Origin of the sequence: Erwinia psychrophila (assembly GCF_039023475.1) — a bacterium.
Taxonomy (GTDB): domain Bacteria; phylum Pseudomonadota; class Gammaproteobacteria; order Enterobacterales; family Enterobacteriaceae; genus Erwinia.
In genome coordinates this window covers 710,649-726,906 of sequence record NZ_JBCHVB010000001.1, presented here as the reverse complement: position 1 = coordinate 726,906, position 16,258 = coordinate 710,649, and the positions used below count along the sequence as shown (strand labels likewise).

Sequence of the window (16,258 nt, the reverse complement as noted above, 5' to 3'; positions counted from 1 at the left end):
CACATAAGGCAACCCATTTCAATTCACTACCTGTTTTTATCAGTAATTTGCCGTCATGTTTCATGTTTTTGATGGAATCCTGATTAATATCTCAATCTGCATTATTGCATTTGAAATCACTTAAAAGCAGAAATTAGCCGATCTTGCTCACATTTCCGGCGCGGTCAGATTGCAGAAATGGGTTGAAGGCCGCTTACTGTTAACAACAAGTAAAAACTGTTAATAAAAGCCTTCGGGAGAAAAAAATGACCCAACGTATCGCGTATGTCACTTCAGGGATGGGAAGTCTTGGGACAGCAATCTGCCGTCGTCTGGCAAAAGATGGTTTTAAAGTTATCGCTGGCTGTGGGCCTGACTCTAAACGTAAACAATCCTGGCTGGATGATAATAAAAAGCTCGGCTTTGATTTTATTGCTTCTGAGGGAAACGTGGCCGACTGGCATTCAGCGGTTGAGGCTTTTGATAAGATTCGACGTGAAATTGGCGAAATAGACGTGCTTATTAATAATGCCGGAACAGCACGAAATGCATTATTCCGGGAAATGCATCCTCAGGAGTGGCGGGCAGTTATTGACACCAACATGAACTCGTTATTTAACGTCACCCGGCAGGTTATTGATGGCATGATGTCGCGGGGATGGGGACGTATCATTAATATTTCCTCATTGAATGCGCAAATTGGTACTGTAGGACAAGTAAATTACTCAACGGCAAAATACGCGGTACGCGGCTTCACCCGGGCACTTGCACGCGAAGTGTCGGCGCGTGGCGTTACCGTAAATACCGTGTCACCCGGCTACCTCGCTACCAGTAAACTAAAAACCGTCACCCCCGTACAGGTCATTGACAAAATTGTGCAGGAAATTCCAGTACGACGCCTGGGATCGCCACAAGAAGTCGCTTCGATATGCGCATGGCTAGCTTCCGATGAATCAGGTTACGCGACCGGTGCGAACTTCTCAGTCAACGGCGGCATGCATATGAGTTAAATACTCCCTTACCAGACAGTTAAAAACAACTATTTAAATAGCATCTGTCAAAGACAGGTGCAGGAGGATTTATGCTCTCTCTTCTGGGTTATGGCATGATTGTGGTCTTTATGATCCTGATTATGGCCAAGAAACTTTCCGCTCTGGTCGCTCTGATACTTATTCCCATTATTTTTGCCTTAATAGGCGGATTCGGTAACGAAATGGGCGATATGATGATTGATGGATTAAAGAAAGTCGCTCCCACGGCTGTAATGGTAATCTTCGCCATCCTTTATTTCAGTACTATGTTCGACACCGGATTATTTGATCCTATTATTCGTTTTTTCCTGCGCATTATTAATGGTGATCCGGTTAAAGCTGTCATGTGTAGTGCCGTTCTGGCAGCGTTGGTCTCGCTGGATGGCGATGGTTCCACCACCTACATGATTTGCGTAACGGCGATGCTACCCTTGTTCAAGCGAATCCGTCTTGATCCTCTGGCACTAACCTGCGTTGTATTCCTCTCTGCAAGTATCACTAACTTATTGCCGTGGGGTGGACCGGTGGCGCGTGTTGCTGCATCACTCAAAGTAGAATCTGCTGATGTATTTGTGCCGCTTATACCTTCCATGATGTGCGGATTCGTTGGTGTGATGGTTCTTTCCTGGTATATCGGGATCCGCGAACGCAGCCGGCTCGGGAAACTTAGCATCCAAAATAATCGCCATGATTCGACGTTGGAGGAAGATGCGGAAAGCTACTTGCCCGCCATTAATGAAGTGAATGAAGAGCTACGTCGACCTAAGCTTTTCTGGCTGAATGCCGGATTGACTGTGGTACTTATGACGTCGCTGGTGATTGAAGTATTGCCATTGTCGGTGCTGTTTATGGTGGCCTTTGCTCTGGCACTGTTAATCAACTATCCCCATATCGACGCGCAGCGTCAGCGCATTGCTGCACATGCCCCGGCAGCGCTGAATCAAACCTCAATTTTCCTGGCTGCAGGCATTTTTGCAGGGATCTTGTCCGGGACAGGCATGGTAACGGCAATGTCCGGCACGCTGCTGGATGTGCTTCCTGACTCATGGGGACCCTATATGGCACCCATTACAGCGCTGATTAGCCTTCCTGGAACTTTCTTTATGTCTAATGATGCGTTTTATTATGGTGTATTGCCCGTGCTCGCGGAAGCGGCCAAAGTTTACGGTATCGACCCGATTGAAATTGGTCGTGCCTCGTTGGTAGGGCAACCCGTACACCTGCTTAGCCCACTAGTCGCATCGACTTATTTACTGGTAGGACTGGCAGGCGTGGAGTTCAGCGATCATCAAAAATATACCTTCAAATGGGCATTTTTGTTGTGCATGATCTTTCTCGGTTCAGCTTTGCTACTGGGGTTATATCCGCTTTACTCCACGGCACCGTGAAGAAAAAGGCTCACAGGATGAGCCTTTTTTTATCGATTAAGCTTCTGCGCTGATACGGCGCATTTTCTTATTCTCCAGTGCCACCGAAAGATGCTGCTTCATGGAATAAGAGGCTTCAATCCGCTGGCCTGCCTCTATCATAGCCAGAATACGCATGTGATCTTTTACTTCTGAATAGTAACGACTCCGATCATCCATGATGCGGTAATCCATAAGCTTACGCATGCGGTTAACGTTACGTAGCGATATTTCAAAGAAAGGATTATTAGAGAAGCCGATCACTGTCTCGTGAAACCGGTAACCGGCTAACTGCAGCTGTTTGGGTGACAGACGTTCAATACCACTTTCAAGCAACATTTCCAGTTCACGACGGATTTCGTCAATTTTATCCTGCGGTGCATTGAAGGTCGGCTCAAGGATAGCCATAGGTTCAATCACCATACGAAAGCTGAAAATATGCTCAAGTGCAGCTTTAGTTTTGGCCACAGGCAGGAAGCGCCAGCCATATCCCTGTTTACGTTCTACCCAGCCTTCGCTGATCCCGCGTGCCAGTACGGTCGATAGCTGACTTTTAGTCATATCATAGCGCTTCATCAAAAAAAGCTCAGTGACCTCAGATTCAATATTGTCCTGTAGCCAGTCTTCAGCTAACTGATAATATTCGGGTAAATCATTATTCTCGATTTCTGCCGGCTCACCGGTCTGCTGTGGCGCGTAGTCTTCTTTGACAAAGAATCCCCGGTTGAGCCTTTGTTGCAGGATACCTTTCTGCTCAAGATAAACCAGCGCTTCACGCACTGGAGAACGTGATACATCAAAGGTTTCTGCGAGCTTGGGAACGCTTAAGTGTGCACCTGGTGCAATATCACCGGTGTTAATTAAACTAACAATTTTTAGCGAAAGCCGTTCTGTCAGGGCGCTAATCTTCATAAGTACGCTCAGCCGAGGGAATAAATGCGAAAGAATGCCTCTATTATTGCATTTTACTCATTTTAAAAGCAAAAATTATAGAGTGTCAGGTGCATTTTACTGAGTAATTCTCAAGGAAAAGAGGGGCTTACTGATATTTTATTAAGGCATTGCCTGGAAAGCATGTGCGTCCAGCATTAATCTCAAATAATGTAGCACAAGGTCTTCTATATCTGACGTTGAGTGATGGCGGTACGCTGGCTATCGGGTTGTACTATTTTTCTAACCTGAAATTGTATTTCCCCATAACGCAATTTTATTAGCCTTTTTTCGCATCACTATTTTTACTCATCAAGATAAATCGCAGGATGATAAGTGCCGCGTATATTATTCGTATCAGCATGGGTCAGTTGAGTCTCAATTGCAGCAGACTCATGATCATCTCGTTTGATCGCGTCCTGCACATATTGCTGGTGGCATGGGGGCTGTAAATCCTGCTCCAGTCGGGGATGTTGCGTAATGAGTGCGATGTCACAGTTTCAAACGACTTTCCCAATGGCAACTTACGGGTGCTCTCACATTTATTCCGTGCCTGTGGAAGTATCCCTGCAATACGGACCATTCACTTTTAGAGATCTTCCGACATAATGACTATGTCCCCTGAGGAGATCGCTATGCGCAAGATCCGATTTACTGAACACCAGATCATCGCCGTTCTCAAGTCTGTCGAAGCCGGGCGAACCGTCAAAGATGTCTGCCGTGAGGCCGCTATATCCGAAGCCAGCTATTACAACTGGAAAGCGAAATATGGCGGGATGGAGGCGGCTGATATTAAAAAGATCAAAGATCTGGAAGACGAGAACCGGCGGCTAAAACAGATGTTTGCCGATCTCAGTCTTGAATGTCGGGCGCTGAAAGACGTTATCGAAAAAAAGCTTTAAAACCAGCAATAAAGCGGGAGCTCGTCAGCTATCTGACGGCACAATTTGCCATGAGCATCCGCCAGGCGTGTAGGACCTTATCGCTGAGCAGGACGGTATATTTTTATCAGCCCGATACCCGGCGTGATGAACCTGTGATCCGGGCTTTAACTGAACTGGCTGAGCGCTATCCGCGATATGGCTTTAAGAAGCTGTTTCAGGTGTTGCGCAGGCAGGGCAACGTCTGGAATCACAAACGTGTTCACCGGCTTTACTGCGTGCTGAAACTGAATTTTCGTCGCAAGGGCAAACAACGTCTTCCGGTGCGCAATCCGGCACCGCTGGCAACGCCGGAAGCGCTTAACCAGAGCTGGTCCATCGATTTTATGCACGACGCGCTGGTCTGTGGCCGACGCTTCCGTACCTTTAATGTGGTGGATGATTTTAACCGTGAAGCACTGGCGATAGAAATCGACCTGAATATCCCGGCTCAGAGAATGGTACGGGTGCTGGACAGGATAGTGGCAAACCGTGGATATCCTGTGAAAATACGGATGGATAACGGGCCGGAATTGGTGTCGCTGGCCCTGGCACAATGGGCAGAAGAGCACGAGGTGATGCTGGACTTTATCAAGCCGAGTAAGCCGACACAGAATGCCTTTATCGAACGGTTCAACCGGACGTACCGGACAGAAATCCTGGATTTTTACCTGTTCAGGACACTGAATGAAGCGCGGGAAATTACAGAGCGCAGGCTGGCCGAGTATAACAACGAGCGGCCTCATGAATCTCTGAATAATCTGACGCCGGAAGCGTACCGGCTGATGGCTGAAAAACAGGAAATCTCAAAAATTGCGTGGAACTAAAACGGGTATACTTACAATACTACCTCTTGATAGGGAATGTTTAAAGTTTTTATTAAATTAAAGGAATGAATCATCATGATGGATAAAGTAAATAATTCAGATAACTATACAGGGCCGCATTTTATTCTAAATGTAGATTATCTGCAGCCGGGCGATATCATTCTTGAGAGGGGGTACGAATGGTATTCAGAAAAGATTTGTGAACAGACCGGTAGTCGATATTCTCACGCAATGATATGCGTTGGTGGCACTATCATTGAGGCAACGCGAGCAGGGGGGGTGTTTAGCCGAATTCCTAATCGTTCAACAGTGCGCGAAATAAATGATTTTTTGGTATTGAGGCTTAAAGAAACACCTGAACCTGAAGTAATAGAAAAGATATGCGGACATGCTCGTTATCTTGTCGGAAGCCAGTACTCCGTATCCGAAGCGCTATCGGTAAAAGGACCACAGTTTTTAAAGCAATTTTCTGAAAATAGCAGAAAACAGTTTTGCTCTCGCTTAGTAGCACAGTGCTATAAAGAAGCTGGCATAAATATTGTCGATGATATTAACTTTTGTTCGCCAGCAGATATTGAAAATAATGACGACTTATTGCACGAAGTCAAGGGGGCAGTCAATCCTGCTTCAGAAGCAGAAGTCCGGCATGCGCTGGAATTAACTCCTCACACAGACCACACTGGTAATACTGTTAATTTTATTAACAGGGCAATGGATATTTTCAAAAACCATGGTATTAAAATGGTAGGTTCTCCCTATGGTGAAGTAGTTATCACTACTCTAAATGATATTAGTTGGGCATTATATCAAAATAAAGATGTACCTGGACTTGACGATGAGCTTACCGAAGCCATGTATGCTTCTGGCTATCTTGCCCACATAAATATAGATAGAGAGCGTAATCCCTACAGGTATGATTACACATTGTTCAAATTAAATGTTGAATTTGCATCTGGTGGAGATAGAAATGAATTGTTTGAAATTCTTAGGCAGGAAATAAATAATACTGTTAGTGTTTTTAAACAACGGTTGCAAAGTTATATTGCGGGGCGAGACAATCTTGAAACAGGGCTTAAATATGCAGAGGCTGACTTTCAAGTGCCAAAAGGAATGCTGCTTATAATTAAGGACCGACTCATTATTATTGAAAGGTATTCGGCACAGTTTAATAATACACAGGGTTTCAAGGAAATTAATGAAATGTCCATAAAATTCATTGGTTACATAAGAGAATATGCCCCTGAACTTTAATATAAAATAAGCAGTTTTTGTCGAGGCACTTTTGATCAACGTCAGTGCCTCTATTTTTACAGTAAATTGCAAATGGACGATATTGTGTAACCTTCATTGTTTATCAATATCAAAATTTTTGTCTATGTCTACCCATTCGTCCAGTTTATCAGCCCATTCCTGCATCATCACCCTACGTTCATCAAGATAGGTCGCATGGTTATATGTGCGGCGAACATTGTTGGTGTCTGCGTGCGCAAGTTGAGCCTCGATAGCATCAGGCCGATAACCCATTTCGTTCAAACGTGTACTGCCTGTAGTTCTGGTAGCATGTGGACTATACGTTCCACTCCATCCGAGGCTTTTCAGTAATTGGCGCAGAGAATGAGATGTCATTGGCCCTAGCGGATTATCTCTGCCTGGAAATAGATGCTGACGATGCCCGGTTAATCCTTGCAGCGTTTTGAGCATTTTGACTGCTTGGGAGGGAAGGGGAATAACATGTTCCCTACGAGCTTTCATGCGCGTAGCGGGAATGGTCCATAGTGCGTTATCAAGATCAAATTCGGCCCATGTTGCTTCGGTGACTTCGGCAGGACGCGCCAGCGTCCACCACATTAGCCACATGCAATAATTAACCTGGTATGAGCCGCGACTGTTATCAAAGCAGCTTAATAACTTCCCAATTTGCTGTGGATTCAATGCCTGTTTGTGCTGTGTTTTATTTGCCGAAATCGCCTTACGTACTGGCCAAACAGGATTGCTATCTGCTCTGAGAGTCGCAACCGCCAGCTCGAAAATCGATGAAATAGTACGGCGTGCTTCAGCCGCAACGGTCGGTGCGCCGCGTTTAGCGGTTTGCTGAAGAATGTTGAGAATGTGATGTGGTGTGATTTCCCTGATAGGGAGTTTGCCAATATTGGGGAAAACTACACGCTCAAGCATATCAAGTCGTCGCGTTTTGGTGATTTCGGCCCAGTCTTTCATCTGCAACCACTCTTTGGCGATTAGCTCAAAGGTGTTGGATGCGTCGTTGACCTTGCGAATCTTATCTAACTGACGAGCCTGTGTTGGGCTAACGCCATCCGCGACCTGCTTTCGCGCTTGCTCGCATTTCTCGCGAGCTTCGGCAAGTTTGACCGTCGGGTACTCACCCAGCGCAAACATGCTGGATTTACCGTTGAGTTTAAACCGATAGCGCCAGCCTTTTTGCCATTGGGTTTCACTTCGAGGTAGAGACCGTTGAAATCATTAAGTCGATAGAGTTTTTCTTTCGGCCTGGCAGTGCGGCATTGCGTATCAGTGAGCATAACGGGGCCTTGTTTATTTATTATACCGTTGTTGTACTCACTTAAAATGAAGATGGAAGAGTGTTGTACTCATCCATGTACTCATTTTTGACAGCGTTGTTACGAGATGAGCTGAGACTCTATGAAATGAAAAATCCACGCAGCGGCGTGGATTCAATAAAATTGCCAGTCAGGGTGAGATTCAGTAAAACCTCATGAGACGATAAAGCTTAGACGTTGAACAGGAAGTTCATCACGTCGCCATCTTTCACGATGTAATCTTTACCTTCTGAACGCATTTTCCCGGCTTCTTTCGCGCCCTGTTCACCTTTATAGGTGATGAAGTCTTCATAGGCGATGGTCTGTGCGCGGATAAAGCCTTTCTCGAAATCGGTATGGATTTTACCTGCTGCCTGCGGTGCCGTAGCGCCCACTGGAATAGTCCAGGCACGAACTTCCTTCACGCCAGCGGTAAAGTAGGTTTGCAGGTTCAGCAGCGAATAGCCGGCACGGATCACGCGGTTCAGGCCCGGCTCTTCAATGCCCAGCTCGGCCATGAATTCTTCACGGTCCGCATCTTCCAGCTCGGCGATATCCGACTCAACGGCGGCACAAACGGCCACAACCACAGAACCTTCGCCAGCGGCGATCTCACGCACCTTGTCAAGATAAGGATTGTTCTCGAAACCGTCTTCGTTAACGTTGGCGATATACATGGTCGGCTTCATGGTCAGGAAGCTCAGGTAGCGGATCGCCGCTTTGTCTTCATCGCTCAGATCCAGCGAGCGGAGCATCCCGGCGTTCGACAGGTGCGGCAGGCATTTCTCCAGCGCGGCCTGTTCTGCTTTAGCATCCTTATCGCCGCCTTTGGCTTTCTTCTGCACGCGCTGTAAGGCACGCTCGCAGGTATCCAGATCGGAGAGGGCCAGTTCGGTGTTGATAACCTCAATATCGTCAGCCGGATCGACCCGGTTATTGACGTGAATGATGTTGTCATTTTCAAAGCAGCGCACCACGTGGCCGATAGCCTCGGTTTCACGGATGTTGGTGAGGAACTGGTTGCCCAGGCCTTCACCTTTGGAGGCGCCTTTCACCAGTCCGGCGATATCAACGAACTCCATGGTGGTTGGCAGGATACGCTGAGGCTTAACGATTTCCGCCAGTTTATCCAGACGGGAATCAGGCATTGGCACCACGCCGGTATTCGGCTCAATGGTACAGAACGGGAAGTTAGCTGCTTCGATGCCCGCTTTGGTTAACGCATTGAACAGGGTGGATTTCCCGACGTTTGGCAGGCCCACAATACCGCATTTGAATCCCATGTTTGAATCACCTTAATTGCTTGATAATCAGACTAATATTGCATAGCCTGATGTCTGAGTAGGTTGTGTCACTAAAAAGTTTCCGCACATTATACACGTAATTATCGCCGGTATGGCGGGGATTTGTGGCCGGTCAGCTCAGATAGAGGTTGAGATCTCACTCACATTTCCCGATACTGGGCCGACTTAACCGCCAACGGAGACGATTGCAGATGCCTGGCTTCCTGCTTACGCCACCCTGAGTGTTCCCCTTTCTTCGCGGCTGTCGCTGCGTTTCTCATCCCCGGATGAGTCTTACTGTGCCCGTTACGCGGGAGCAGAAATCATCTGTACATAAAAATATCTGGAAATAAGCATGTTTAATTTCAGCAACTTCAGGGCTGCCGACGTGAAAAATGACGTCCTGGCCGGCGCCGTTGTCTCCGTGGCGCTGATCCCTGAAGCCACCGCGTTTTCACTGCTGGCCGGACTCTCTCCGACCATTGGTCTGCACACTGCCTTTATTCTCGGGCTGGTAACCGCGCTCTTCGGCGGCAAGCCGGGGATGATCTCCGGGGCCGCCGGATCGATAGTGGTGGTGCTGGTCAGCCTTATTCAGACGCATGGCTATGAATACGTACTGCTGGCCACCATTTTCGCCGGGCTTATTCAGCTCGCGATCGGCATATTTCGACTGGGGAAATTCATCCGACTGGTGCCTCAGCCTGCGATTTATGGTTTCGTTAACGGCCTGGCAATAGTGATCGCGCTGGCGCAGATCCCGATGATTAAAAATCAGGGGCCGGTAATGTATGCGCTGGTGGCGCTGGCGATGCTGATTGTCTGGCTGTTTCCTAAATTTACCCGCGTCATCCCGGGATCGCTGGCTGCGCTGATTGCCATCAGTGCCATCGCCATCGGCTTCGGGCTGGATACCCGACGCGTAGGCGATCTGGCGGATATCTCCGGCACGCTGCCGTTTTTTCACCTGCCGGAAGCGCCGCTGAGCTGGGAAACCCTGAAAATCGTTCTGCCTTATTCAGTGATTATCGCGCTGGTTGGCCTGATTGAGTCGCTGCTGACGCTGGCCGTCCTCGATGAAATGGGCAGCAAGAAGGGGAGCGGCAATAAAGAGTGTGTGGCGCAGGGCATCGGTAATACGATCTGCGGCTTCTTTGGCAGCTTCGCGGGCTGCGCGATGATTGGTCAGTCGATTATTAACTTCACCTCCGGTGGCCGTGGACGCATCTCTAACCTGGTCGGTGCCATTCTGCTGATCCTTTTTGTTATCAGCCTCTCGGATTACATTGCTTTGCTGCCGGTCGCCGCGCTGGCGGGGATTATGTTTGTGGTCTGTATCAACACCTTTGAGTGGAGTTCGCTGCGCCGGCTAAAGCGTATGCCAAAACCCGATGCGGTGATTATGATTACGGTTACTATCGTGACGATTTATACCGATCTGGCGATGGCGGTTATCTTCGGCGTTATCGTCTCGGCGCTGGTTTTCGCGTGGCAGCATGCGCGCATCACCATCCTCGAACAGAAAGAAGAAGAGGGCCAGAAAACCTATAAGCTGGAAGGGCCGCTGTTCTTTGGTTCTTCTGCGAGCTTCAATGAGCTGTTCCATCCCGATCAGGATCCCGAAACCGTGGTGATCGATTTTGCCCGCACGCGGGTGATGGATTCCAGCGGCGTTGAAGCCATTGATAAACTGACCAGTCGTTACGTTGAGGCGGGAAGGAATGTACGGTTACGCCATCTCAGTCCCGACTGCATCAGCCTTCTCAGGCAGGCGAGTCCTTTCTGTAGCCATGAACTGGACGATCCGGATTATAAAGTGGCGGCAGATAATAGCTGATGCTTAAAGCTGTCGGCGGAGCTGCCGATAACGATAAAAATCGTCGTATTGATTACCAGTTTTACAGAGTGAACGTCTAAAGTTTATCTGTACGACGATTTTTAGCACTGGCAGGACGCCCGCACATTGGCTTAATGGCATGAAAAATGATTATTTTTGCGTCCCCATACATACGCTTAGCGGAGAGATCGTGGCGCTCGATCTCAGGTCGGGGGAGAGTAACGATCCCTCCGCGCCGCCGGGAGAAGATCCTGAAACCGTACTGCTTAACCAGTTGCTGACGCTGGAGCAGTATGCGGACTATTTCAGTCAGCGCGGATTACTATGCAGCGTCAGTATTAATTTTCAGCTGGCGAAAGCGGTGGTCCAGTCCAGCTTTCTTCAGCAGATCTTAAGCCATTTGCCGTTTGTCCGGCTGAAGCTGTCAGAGGATTTTCCGAACCTGCACGACGGCCCTGATAATCCTATTTTACGGGAGCTGACAGGTCAGCTTAATATCCTCTGGCTGGATGATTTAGGCGCAGGCGATGCAAATCTGAATGCGCTGCAGTCGAGTATGTTTGAAGCGGTTAAACTCGATCGCCAGTTCTATCTGGATAATATCGATAAGCCGTTTTTTACCATTCTGATTTCGCATATCCGCCAGTATACCAACCGGGTGATTGTCGAAGGGGGAGCCGGCGGACTTCAGTTAGAAAAACTGGCTGCCAGTAAAATCTGGGCGGTACAGGGCTATTTTGCCCCGGCGATGGCGCTGGAAACGCTCTACTGAGCAGAATGGGGGTGTCTGTTAACAGCCGGCACCCAATCTGTTTACGCTATTTAATGCCATACTTCTTATCCATCACAAACGGCGGCGGAGCCCAGCGGGGTCCTTCACTGATATGGCCAGTATCATCTTCCTCAAGCTTGCCTTCCTCCACTAATATTGTGGTGGTACGCATAAGTTCGCCGCTCGCGATAACGTCATATTTATATTGTACGAACCAGTGATCAATGCGGTGCCAGGGGAGTCTGGGGCCGAGAAAATGTAAGATATCTTCAACGCTTTCATTTTCAATCATGCTTTTTAAATCGATCATACTACCTCCCTCCATGAGTCGCTTGTGCAGCCTCAGATTCTGCACTGACAACAGGCTGTGCTTATTATCCACCTTATAAAGTATGTGTTGTGAAGATTATCACAGCGGGTTTCTGCCCTGATTTTAAGCGAATCGCTGTCTGGCGTAATTTGCCAGCGCATGTACCTGTAAATAGTTACCCGGAAAGCTGAATCTTAATCATTGCCGGTAAGCCGTTTTAGCGAACCTGTCGGCTATATTACCGCCTGATAGTTGGTGTAAGCCATCATGATTCCCTGAATCCGGCTTTAAAATAGCCTGCGGCGTACTTAATCACAGCAATTTGGTTTGGCAGCGGCCGCAGCCGCCACCGCGATTAAGCCGGGCTGTTACGCTTTATAACTGTGCAGACGGTTCATCGCCTTAAGGCGATCTTCCTTCAGCCACACTTCGGTGCAGCGGGCCGCTTCATCAACAGCGCCGTCAATCAGCGTCTGTTCCGCCGCCTGAGGTTTGCCCAGCACAAAACCTACCACTTTATTCCGGTCGCCGGGATGCCCAATGCCAATGCGTAAACGGTGAAAATCAACGCTATTGCCGAGTTTGCTGATGATATCTTTCAGCCCGTTGTGGCCGCCATGTCCGCCGCCCTGTTTGAACTTCGCCACGCCGGGCGGCAAATCCAGCTCATCGTGCGCGACCAGAATCTCTTCCGGTGCGATGCGGTAAAAGGTCGCCATCGCCGCCACCGCTTTCCCGCTCAGGTTCATAAAAGTGGTCGGCACCAGCAGCCGGACATCTTCTCCGCCGATATTAAGACGGGCGGTATAACCGTAAAATTTACTTTCTTCTTTCAGAGACTGGTTGTGGCGTCCGGCCAGCAAATCGACGTACCAGGCGCCGGCGTTATGGCGCGTTGCGGCGTACTCGGCGCCAGGATTGGCCAGGCCGACAATCAGTTTAATGCTGCTCACGTGTCTGTTTTCCTGAGAAATACGATAGGGAAGGGGCGTAGTGTACGTTGACCGGGGCCAGAACTCAAAACCGGGCCGAAAAGTGCGGGGCAGATCGCAATAATTACAGCGCGTGATAATACATTTTCTATAGGAAATCAGCCTGTTAGCCGTAAAGTTTTGTATGAAAATAAGCGATAAATGTGATCGGTGACTCACCGGCCGCGGGAGCCATTGCATAAACTTATCTCACTTAGCACAGGACTGTGCTTATACATCACGCTGGAGGTTAAAGATGAGACGTAAACATGCCAATCTTACCGGGAACGCCCTGATGATTCTGGGTCTGATAGTGATGGTGGGCGGCGTCGGCTATGCCGTACTGAATCAGCTGCCTCAGCTTCATCTCCCGCAATATATGGTACAGGGCGCTATTTTCAGCATCTTCGTCGGTGCGCTCCTCTGGCTGGTCGGCGCCCGTATCAGCGGTCGTGAGAAAGTCTGCGATAAATATTACTGGCTGAGGCACTATGGCGATGAGCGTTGCCGCAAAACCTCTCACCATAGCCACCATTAAGATCTGTTTTCTGCGCCTCCTGAGTGAGGCGCTATCTCTATCGCCACGCTATCTGAGCATCATGCTCTATCCCGCACCGCTTTTACCTCGTAACGCTTTCCATAAACGCATCTCTGCAGAAGGGCAAACCGTCTGGCGAACTGTTACGGACGTAGAGTAACTGGCTCAGCAGCGGTGAGATGGGCAGGGAATTGAAAAAGTCGATCGCGGCGGGCTAAAAAAGCAAAGGGCAGGGTTTTAAAGCAGAAGAAGTGGGACGGGCAAGCCCGTCCCGCAGGCTATTAATGTTCAAACATCGCAGAAATAGACTCTTCGTTGCTGATGCGACGAATCGCTTCAGCGAGCATGCCGGAGAGCGTCAGCGTACGCACATTTGGCAGTGCCTTAATCTCTTCCGGTAGTGGAATGGTGTCGCAAACCACCACTTCATCAATCACGGAATGACGCAGGTTTTCCACGGCATTGCCGGAGAAAATCGGGTGGGTGGCGTAGGCAAAGACGCGTTTAGCACCACGTTCTTTCAGTGCCTCCGCCGCTTTGCACAGCGTACCACCGGTGTCGATCATGTCATCAACCAGCACGCAGTCACGGCCGGCAACGTCACCGATGATATGCATCACCTGGGAAACGTTGGCGCGCGGACGGCGTTTATCGATGATGGCCATGTCCGTGTCATTCAGCAGCTTGGCAATAGCACGGGCACGCACCACGCCGCCGATGTCCGGGGAAACCACGATAGGATTCTCCAGACCGATTTGCAGCATATCTTCCAGCAGAATGGGGCTGCCGAAAACGTTATCAACCGGCACGTCAAAGAAGCCCTGGATCTGTTCAGCATGCAGATCCACGGTCAGGACGCGGTCAACGCCTACGCTGGAGAGGAAGTCAGCAACAACTTTAGCCGTGATAGGAACGCGTGCAGAACGTACGCGGCGATCCTGACGGGCATAGCCAAAGTAGGGAATAACGGCAGTAATACGACCAGCTGAGGCGCGACGCAGGGCATCGACCATTACAACCAGTTCCATCAGGTTATCGTTGGTCGGGGCACAGGTGGACTGGATGATGAAAATATCACCACCGCGTACATTTTCATTGATTTGTACGCTCACTTCACCATCACTGAAACGACCGACGGCGGCGTCGCCCAGGCTAGTGTAAAGGCGGTTGGCAATACGTTGTGCTAGTTCCGGTGTGGCGTTACCAGCAAAAAGCTTCATATCAGGCACGAGAAGAACCTCAGGCTTTGCGTCCAGAGAATGAACAACGTCGTTGCGGCACTGGGCGTGATACTGCAACGACGGTTTCATACGGGTGTAATAGAGCTTCGTGCGGCATCAGGAACAGGGGGATGCCGTCACGCAGACTCCGGTTGCTCGGAAAGGCGGCGGTGCAGCGGCGAAACGTTAACGCCTCGCGCAACAAAGCTCTGCCACTCTTTCGGAGCCAGCTCAAACACCTGGCGGGCCGCGCACTCGGTGTCGAATTCGGCAAACACACAAGCGCCGGTTCCGGTCAGGCGCGACGGCGCGTATTCTAGCAGCCAGGAAACAAGCTGTTCAACCTCGCGAAAACGTTTTCTTACTACTGGCTCACAATCATTGCTGAATTGCGTCTGTAATAACTCACTGATTTGCCTTACCGGCGTGTCTCGTTTCAGCAGCGGATCGCTGAAAACCACCGGCGTGGCAACGCTGATACCCGGATGAATAACCAGATACCATTTCTCTTGCGGGCTGGCGGGGGTGAGTTCTTCTCCCACGCCCTGCGCCACTGCGGCAAAGCCCCGCACAAAAACCGGTACGTCGGCGCCGAGTTTCAGACCGAGCGCTGCCAGCTTCTCAAAACTGAAGCCGGTTCGCCACAAATGATTAAGGGCAACCAGCACGGTGGCGGCATCGGATGAGCCGCCGCCCAGGCCGCCGCCCATCGGCAGGCGCTTCTCAACGGCGATCGAGACGCCGGCGCTGGGCGCTGCACCTCCGCTGAGAATCGCTTCTTCTTTGAGTAGCGTGGCCGCACGAACGACCAGATTTTCCGGGTCCGGTACGCCTTCTACCGGCGTCAGTAGCCTGATCTCGCCGCTCTCGTCCGGCAGGAAGCGGAGTTCGTCGCCGTAATCCAGAAACTGAAACAGCGTTTGCAGGCTGTGGTAGCCGTCGGGACGGCGCCCGGTCACGTAAAGAAACAGGTTCAGTTTAGCGGGCGCAGGCCAGGTGACGCTGCCAGCTTCCCGCTGCGTATTGCTTCCTGCGATCATTTTACCGTCCAGCTGTCCATTTTCAGCTTGATGCGCTGATTCCCTTCACGCAGTTCAAGTCTGGCGGGCAGGGCGGGCTGCTGCTTCTCGTCATAATCCTGCCAGGTCACGGTCCACTGCTGGCCATTGCGGCTGTAGTGCAGCTCGCGAAGGCGATAGCGATCGTCAAGCGAATAGTCTGTTGCGTCGCCAGGCAAGCCCATCATCCACTTACGCAGATTATTAAGGGGGATATCCATACCGGTAAGCTGAGAGATCATCTTCTCGGCATTGTTGCTGACGTAGCGTTTGCCCTTATTGTCGACCAGTTGTATCACGCTGCCCTGAGCATCGAGCTGCAATTCCGTGCTGCCAAGCGGGTTGGTGAGCAGTAGCCGGTAGCGATCGGGCGCCGTTTGCTGCCAGTTAAAACGCGCATACACTTTCTGGCTATCGGAAAGATAGGCAAAAGCGCCACGGGTCTGATACTGGGTTATTTTTTCGACAGCCTGCTGCTGCTGCTGCCATTGCGGCGAGGTCACGCTGGGTCCGGGCCCCTGGGGTTTATTGACGCTACAGGCTGCCAGCAGCACGCTGGCAAGCGGTAAAAGCCGCATCAGGCGGCGATTCTTCATAAACATAGAGACGTCAGCTCCT

14 protein-coding genes and 1 pseudogene are annotated in these 16,258 nt (G+C 50.0%); 7 read left to right on the top strand and 8 right to left on the bottom strand.

Features of this window, described 5'->3' with window-relative positions; genetic code table 11:
• Positions 1–245: 245 nt before the first annotated feature.
• Together phbB and AAH446_RS03285 are read left to right on the top strand one after the other, a co-directional pair.
• Entirely contained in the window at positions 246–989 is a 744-nt protein-coding gene (phbB, locus tag AAH446_RS03290; protein ID WP_342905284.1) for an acetoacetyl-CoA reductase, read from the top strand.
• Positions 990–1,060: 71 nt separating this feature from the next.
• Positions 1,061–2,398 (top strand): CitMHS family transporter, encoded by a 1,338-nt coding sequence (locus AAH446_RS03285; RefSeq protein ID WP_342905283.1) that lies wholly within the window; start codon positions 1,061–1,063, stop codon positions 2,396–2,398.
• A gap of 36 nt (positions 2,399–2,434) precedes the next feature.
• Here AAH446_RS03285 and AAH446_RS03280 read toward each other — a convergent pair whose 3' ends face one another.
• A complete protein-coding gene (locus tag AAH446_RS03280) occupies positions 2,435–3,328 on the bottom strand; it encodes a GntR family transcriptional regulator (RefSeq protein WP_342905282.1) in 894 nt (297 codons plus the stop codon).
• Between the two features lie 653 nt (positions 3,329–3,981).
• Here AAH446_RS03280 and AAH446_RS03275 point away from each other — a divergent pair.
• A protein-coding gene (locus tag AAH446_RS03275; protein WP_342905281.1) for an IS3 family transposase occupies positions 3,982–5,093 on the top strand; the annotation gives its coding sequence in 2 pieces (ribosomal slippage) (positions 3,982–4,243 and positions 4,243–5,093; 1,113 coding nt in all).
• Between the two features lie 75 nt (positions 5,094–5,168).
• Positions 5,169–6,344, top strand: coding sequence for a YiiX/YebB-like N1pC/P60 family cysteine hydrolase (locus AAH446_RS03270; protein ID WP_342905280.1), 1,176 nt, complete (start codon positions 5,169–5,171; stop codon positions 6,342–6,344).
• A gap of 93 nt (positions 6,345–6,437) precedes the next feature.
• Here the strand turns inward: AAH446_RS03270 and AAH446_RS03265 are convergent.
• Positions 6,438–7,633 (bottom strand): annotated as a pseudogene (locus tag AAH446_RS03265) (tyrosine-type recombinase/integrase).
• 209 nt (positions 7,634–7,842) lie between these two features.
• On the bottom strand, positions 7,843–8,934 hold the full coding sequence (ychF, locus tag AAH446_RS03260) for a redox-regulated ATPase YchF (protein WP_342905279.1): 1,092 nt from the start codon (positions 8,932–8,934) through the stop codon (positions 7,843–7,845).
• Positions 8,935–9,289: 355 nt separating this feature from the next.
• Here ychF and AAH446_RS03255 point away from each other — a divergent pair, with 355 nt between their 5' ends.
• Both AAH446_RS03255 and AAH446_RS03250 read left to right on the top strand, forming a co-directional pair.
• Positions 9,290–10,771: a SulP family inorganic anion transporter gene (locus AAH446_RS03255; RefSeq protein ID WP_342905278.1), complete on the top strand. Its 1,482-nt coding sequence runs from the start codon at positions 9,290–9,292 to the stop codon at positions 10,769–10,771.
• 139 nt (positions 10,772–10,910) lie between these two features.
• Positions 10,911–11,543: an EAL domain-containing protein gene (locus AAH446_RS03250; protein ID WP_342905277.1), complete on the top strand. Its 633-nt coding sequence runs from the start codon at positions 10,911–10,913 to the stop codon at positions 11,541–11,543.
• Between the two features lie 46 nt (positions 11,544–11,589).
• Here the strand turns inward: AAH446_RS03250 and AAH446_RS03245 are convergent, their stop codons facing one another.
• Positions 11,590–11,853, bottom strand: a complete 264-nt coding sequence (locus tag AAH446_RS03245) for an immunity protein (protein ID WP_342905276.1) — start codon at positions 11,851–11,853, stop codon at positions 11,590–11,592.
• A 368-nt stretch (positions 11,854–12,221) separates the two neighbouring features.
• Positions 12,222–12,806 carry an aminoacyl-tRNA hydrolase gene (pth, locus tag AAH446_RS03240; protein ID WP_342905275.1) on the bottom strand — a complete coding sequence of 195 codons (585 nt, stop codon included), beginning with the start codon at positions 12,804–12,806 and terminating at the stop codon, positions 12,222–12,224.
• A gap of 274 nt (positions 12,807–13,080) precedes the next feature.
• Here pth and ychH point away from each other — a divergent pair, with 274 nt between their 5' ends.
• Positions 13,081–13,362, top strand: coding sequence for a stress-induced protein YchH (gene ychH, locus AAH446_RS03235; RefSeq protein WP_342905274.1), 282 nt, complete (start codon positions 13,081–13,083; stop codon positions 13,360–13,362).
• A gap of 281 nt (positions 13,363–13,643) precedes the next feature.
• Here the strand turns inward: ychH and prs are convergent, their stop codons facing one another.
• The 3 genes from prs to lolB form a co-directional block, all read right to left on the bottom strand.
• A complete protein-coding gene (prs, locus tag AAH446_RS03230) occupies positions 13,644–14,591 on the bottom strand; it encodes a ribose-phosphate diphosphokinase (protein ID WP_124232585.1) in 948 nt (315 codons plus the stop codon).
• 128 nt (positions 14,592–14,719) lie between these two features.
• Positions 14,720–15,622, bottom strand: a complete 903-nt coding sequence (gene ispE, locus AAH446_RS03225) for a 4-(cytidine 5'-diphospho)-2-C-methyl-D-erythritol kinase (protein WP_342905273.1) — start codon at positions 15,620–15,622, stop codon at positions 14,720–14,722.
• Complete coding sequence (gene lolB, locus AAH446_RS03220; RefSeq protein ID WP_342905272.1) at positions 15,619–16,242, bottom strand: lipoprotein insertase outer membrane protein LolB; 624 nt, start codon at positions 16,240–16,242, stop codon at positions 15,619–15,621. Before lolB ends, ispE begins: the two co-directional genes overlap by 4 nt.
• Between the last annotated feature and the right edge of the window lie 16 nt (positions 16,243–16,258).

Bases quoted from the DNA above. Each gene is read 5' to 3' on its own strand.
- AAH446_RS03250 (WP_342905277.1), top strand. From the start codon at position 10,911: ATGAAAAATGATTATTTTTGCGTCCCCATACATACGCTTAGCGGAGAG.
- AAH446_RS03255 (WP_342905278.1), top strand. From the start codon at position 9,290: ATGTTTAATTTCAGCAACTTCAGGGCTGCCGACGTGAAAAATGACGTC.
- ispE (WP_342905273.1), bottom strand. From the start codon at position 15,622: ATGATCGCAGGAAGCAATACGCAGCGGGAAGCTGGCAGCGTCACCTGG.
- phbB (WP_342905284.1), top strand. From the start codon at position 246: ATGACCCAACGTATCGCGTATGTCACTTCAGGGATGGGAAGTCTTGGG.
- lolB (WP_342905272.1), bottom strand. From the start codon at position 16,242: ATGTTTATGAAGAATCGCCGCCTGATGCGGCTTTTACCGCTTGCCAGC.
- AAH446_RS03270 (WP_342905280.1), top strand. From the start codon at position 5,169: ATGATGGATAAAGTAAATAATTCAGATAACTATACAGGGCCGCATTTT.
- ychH (WP_342905274.1), top strand. From the start codon at position 13,081: ATGAGACGTAAACATGCCAATCTTACCGGGAACGCCCTGATGATTCTG.
- AAH446_RS03280 (WP_342905282.1), bottom strand. From the start codon at position 3,328: ATGAAGATTAGCGCCCTGACAGAACGGCTTTCGCTAAAAATTGTTAGT.
- AAH446_RS03245 (WP_342905276.1), bottom strand. From the start codon at position 11,853: ATGATCGATTTAAAAAGCATGATTGAAAATGAAAGCGTTGAAGATATC.
- AAH446_RS03285 (WP_342905283.1), top strand. From the start codon at position 1,061: ATGCTCTCTCTTCTGGGTTATGGCATGATTGTGGTCTTTATGATCCTG.
- ychF (WP_342905279.1), bottom strand. From the start codon at position 8,934: ATGGGATTCAAATGCGGTATTGTGGGCCTGCCAAACGTCGGGAAATCC.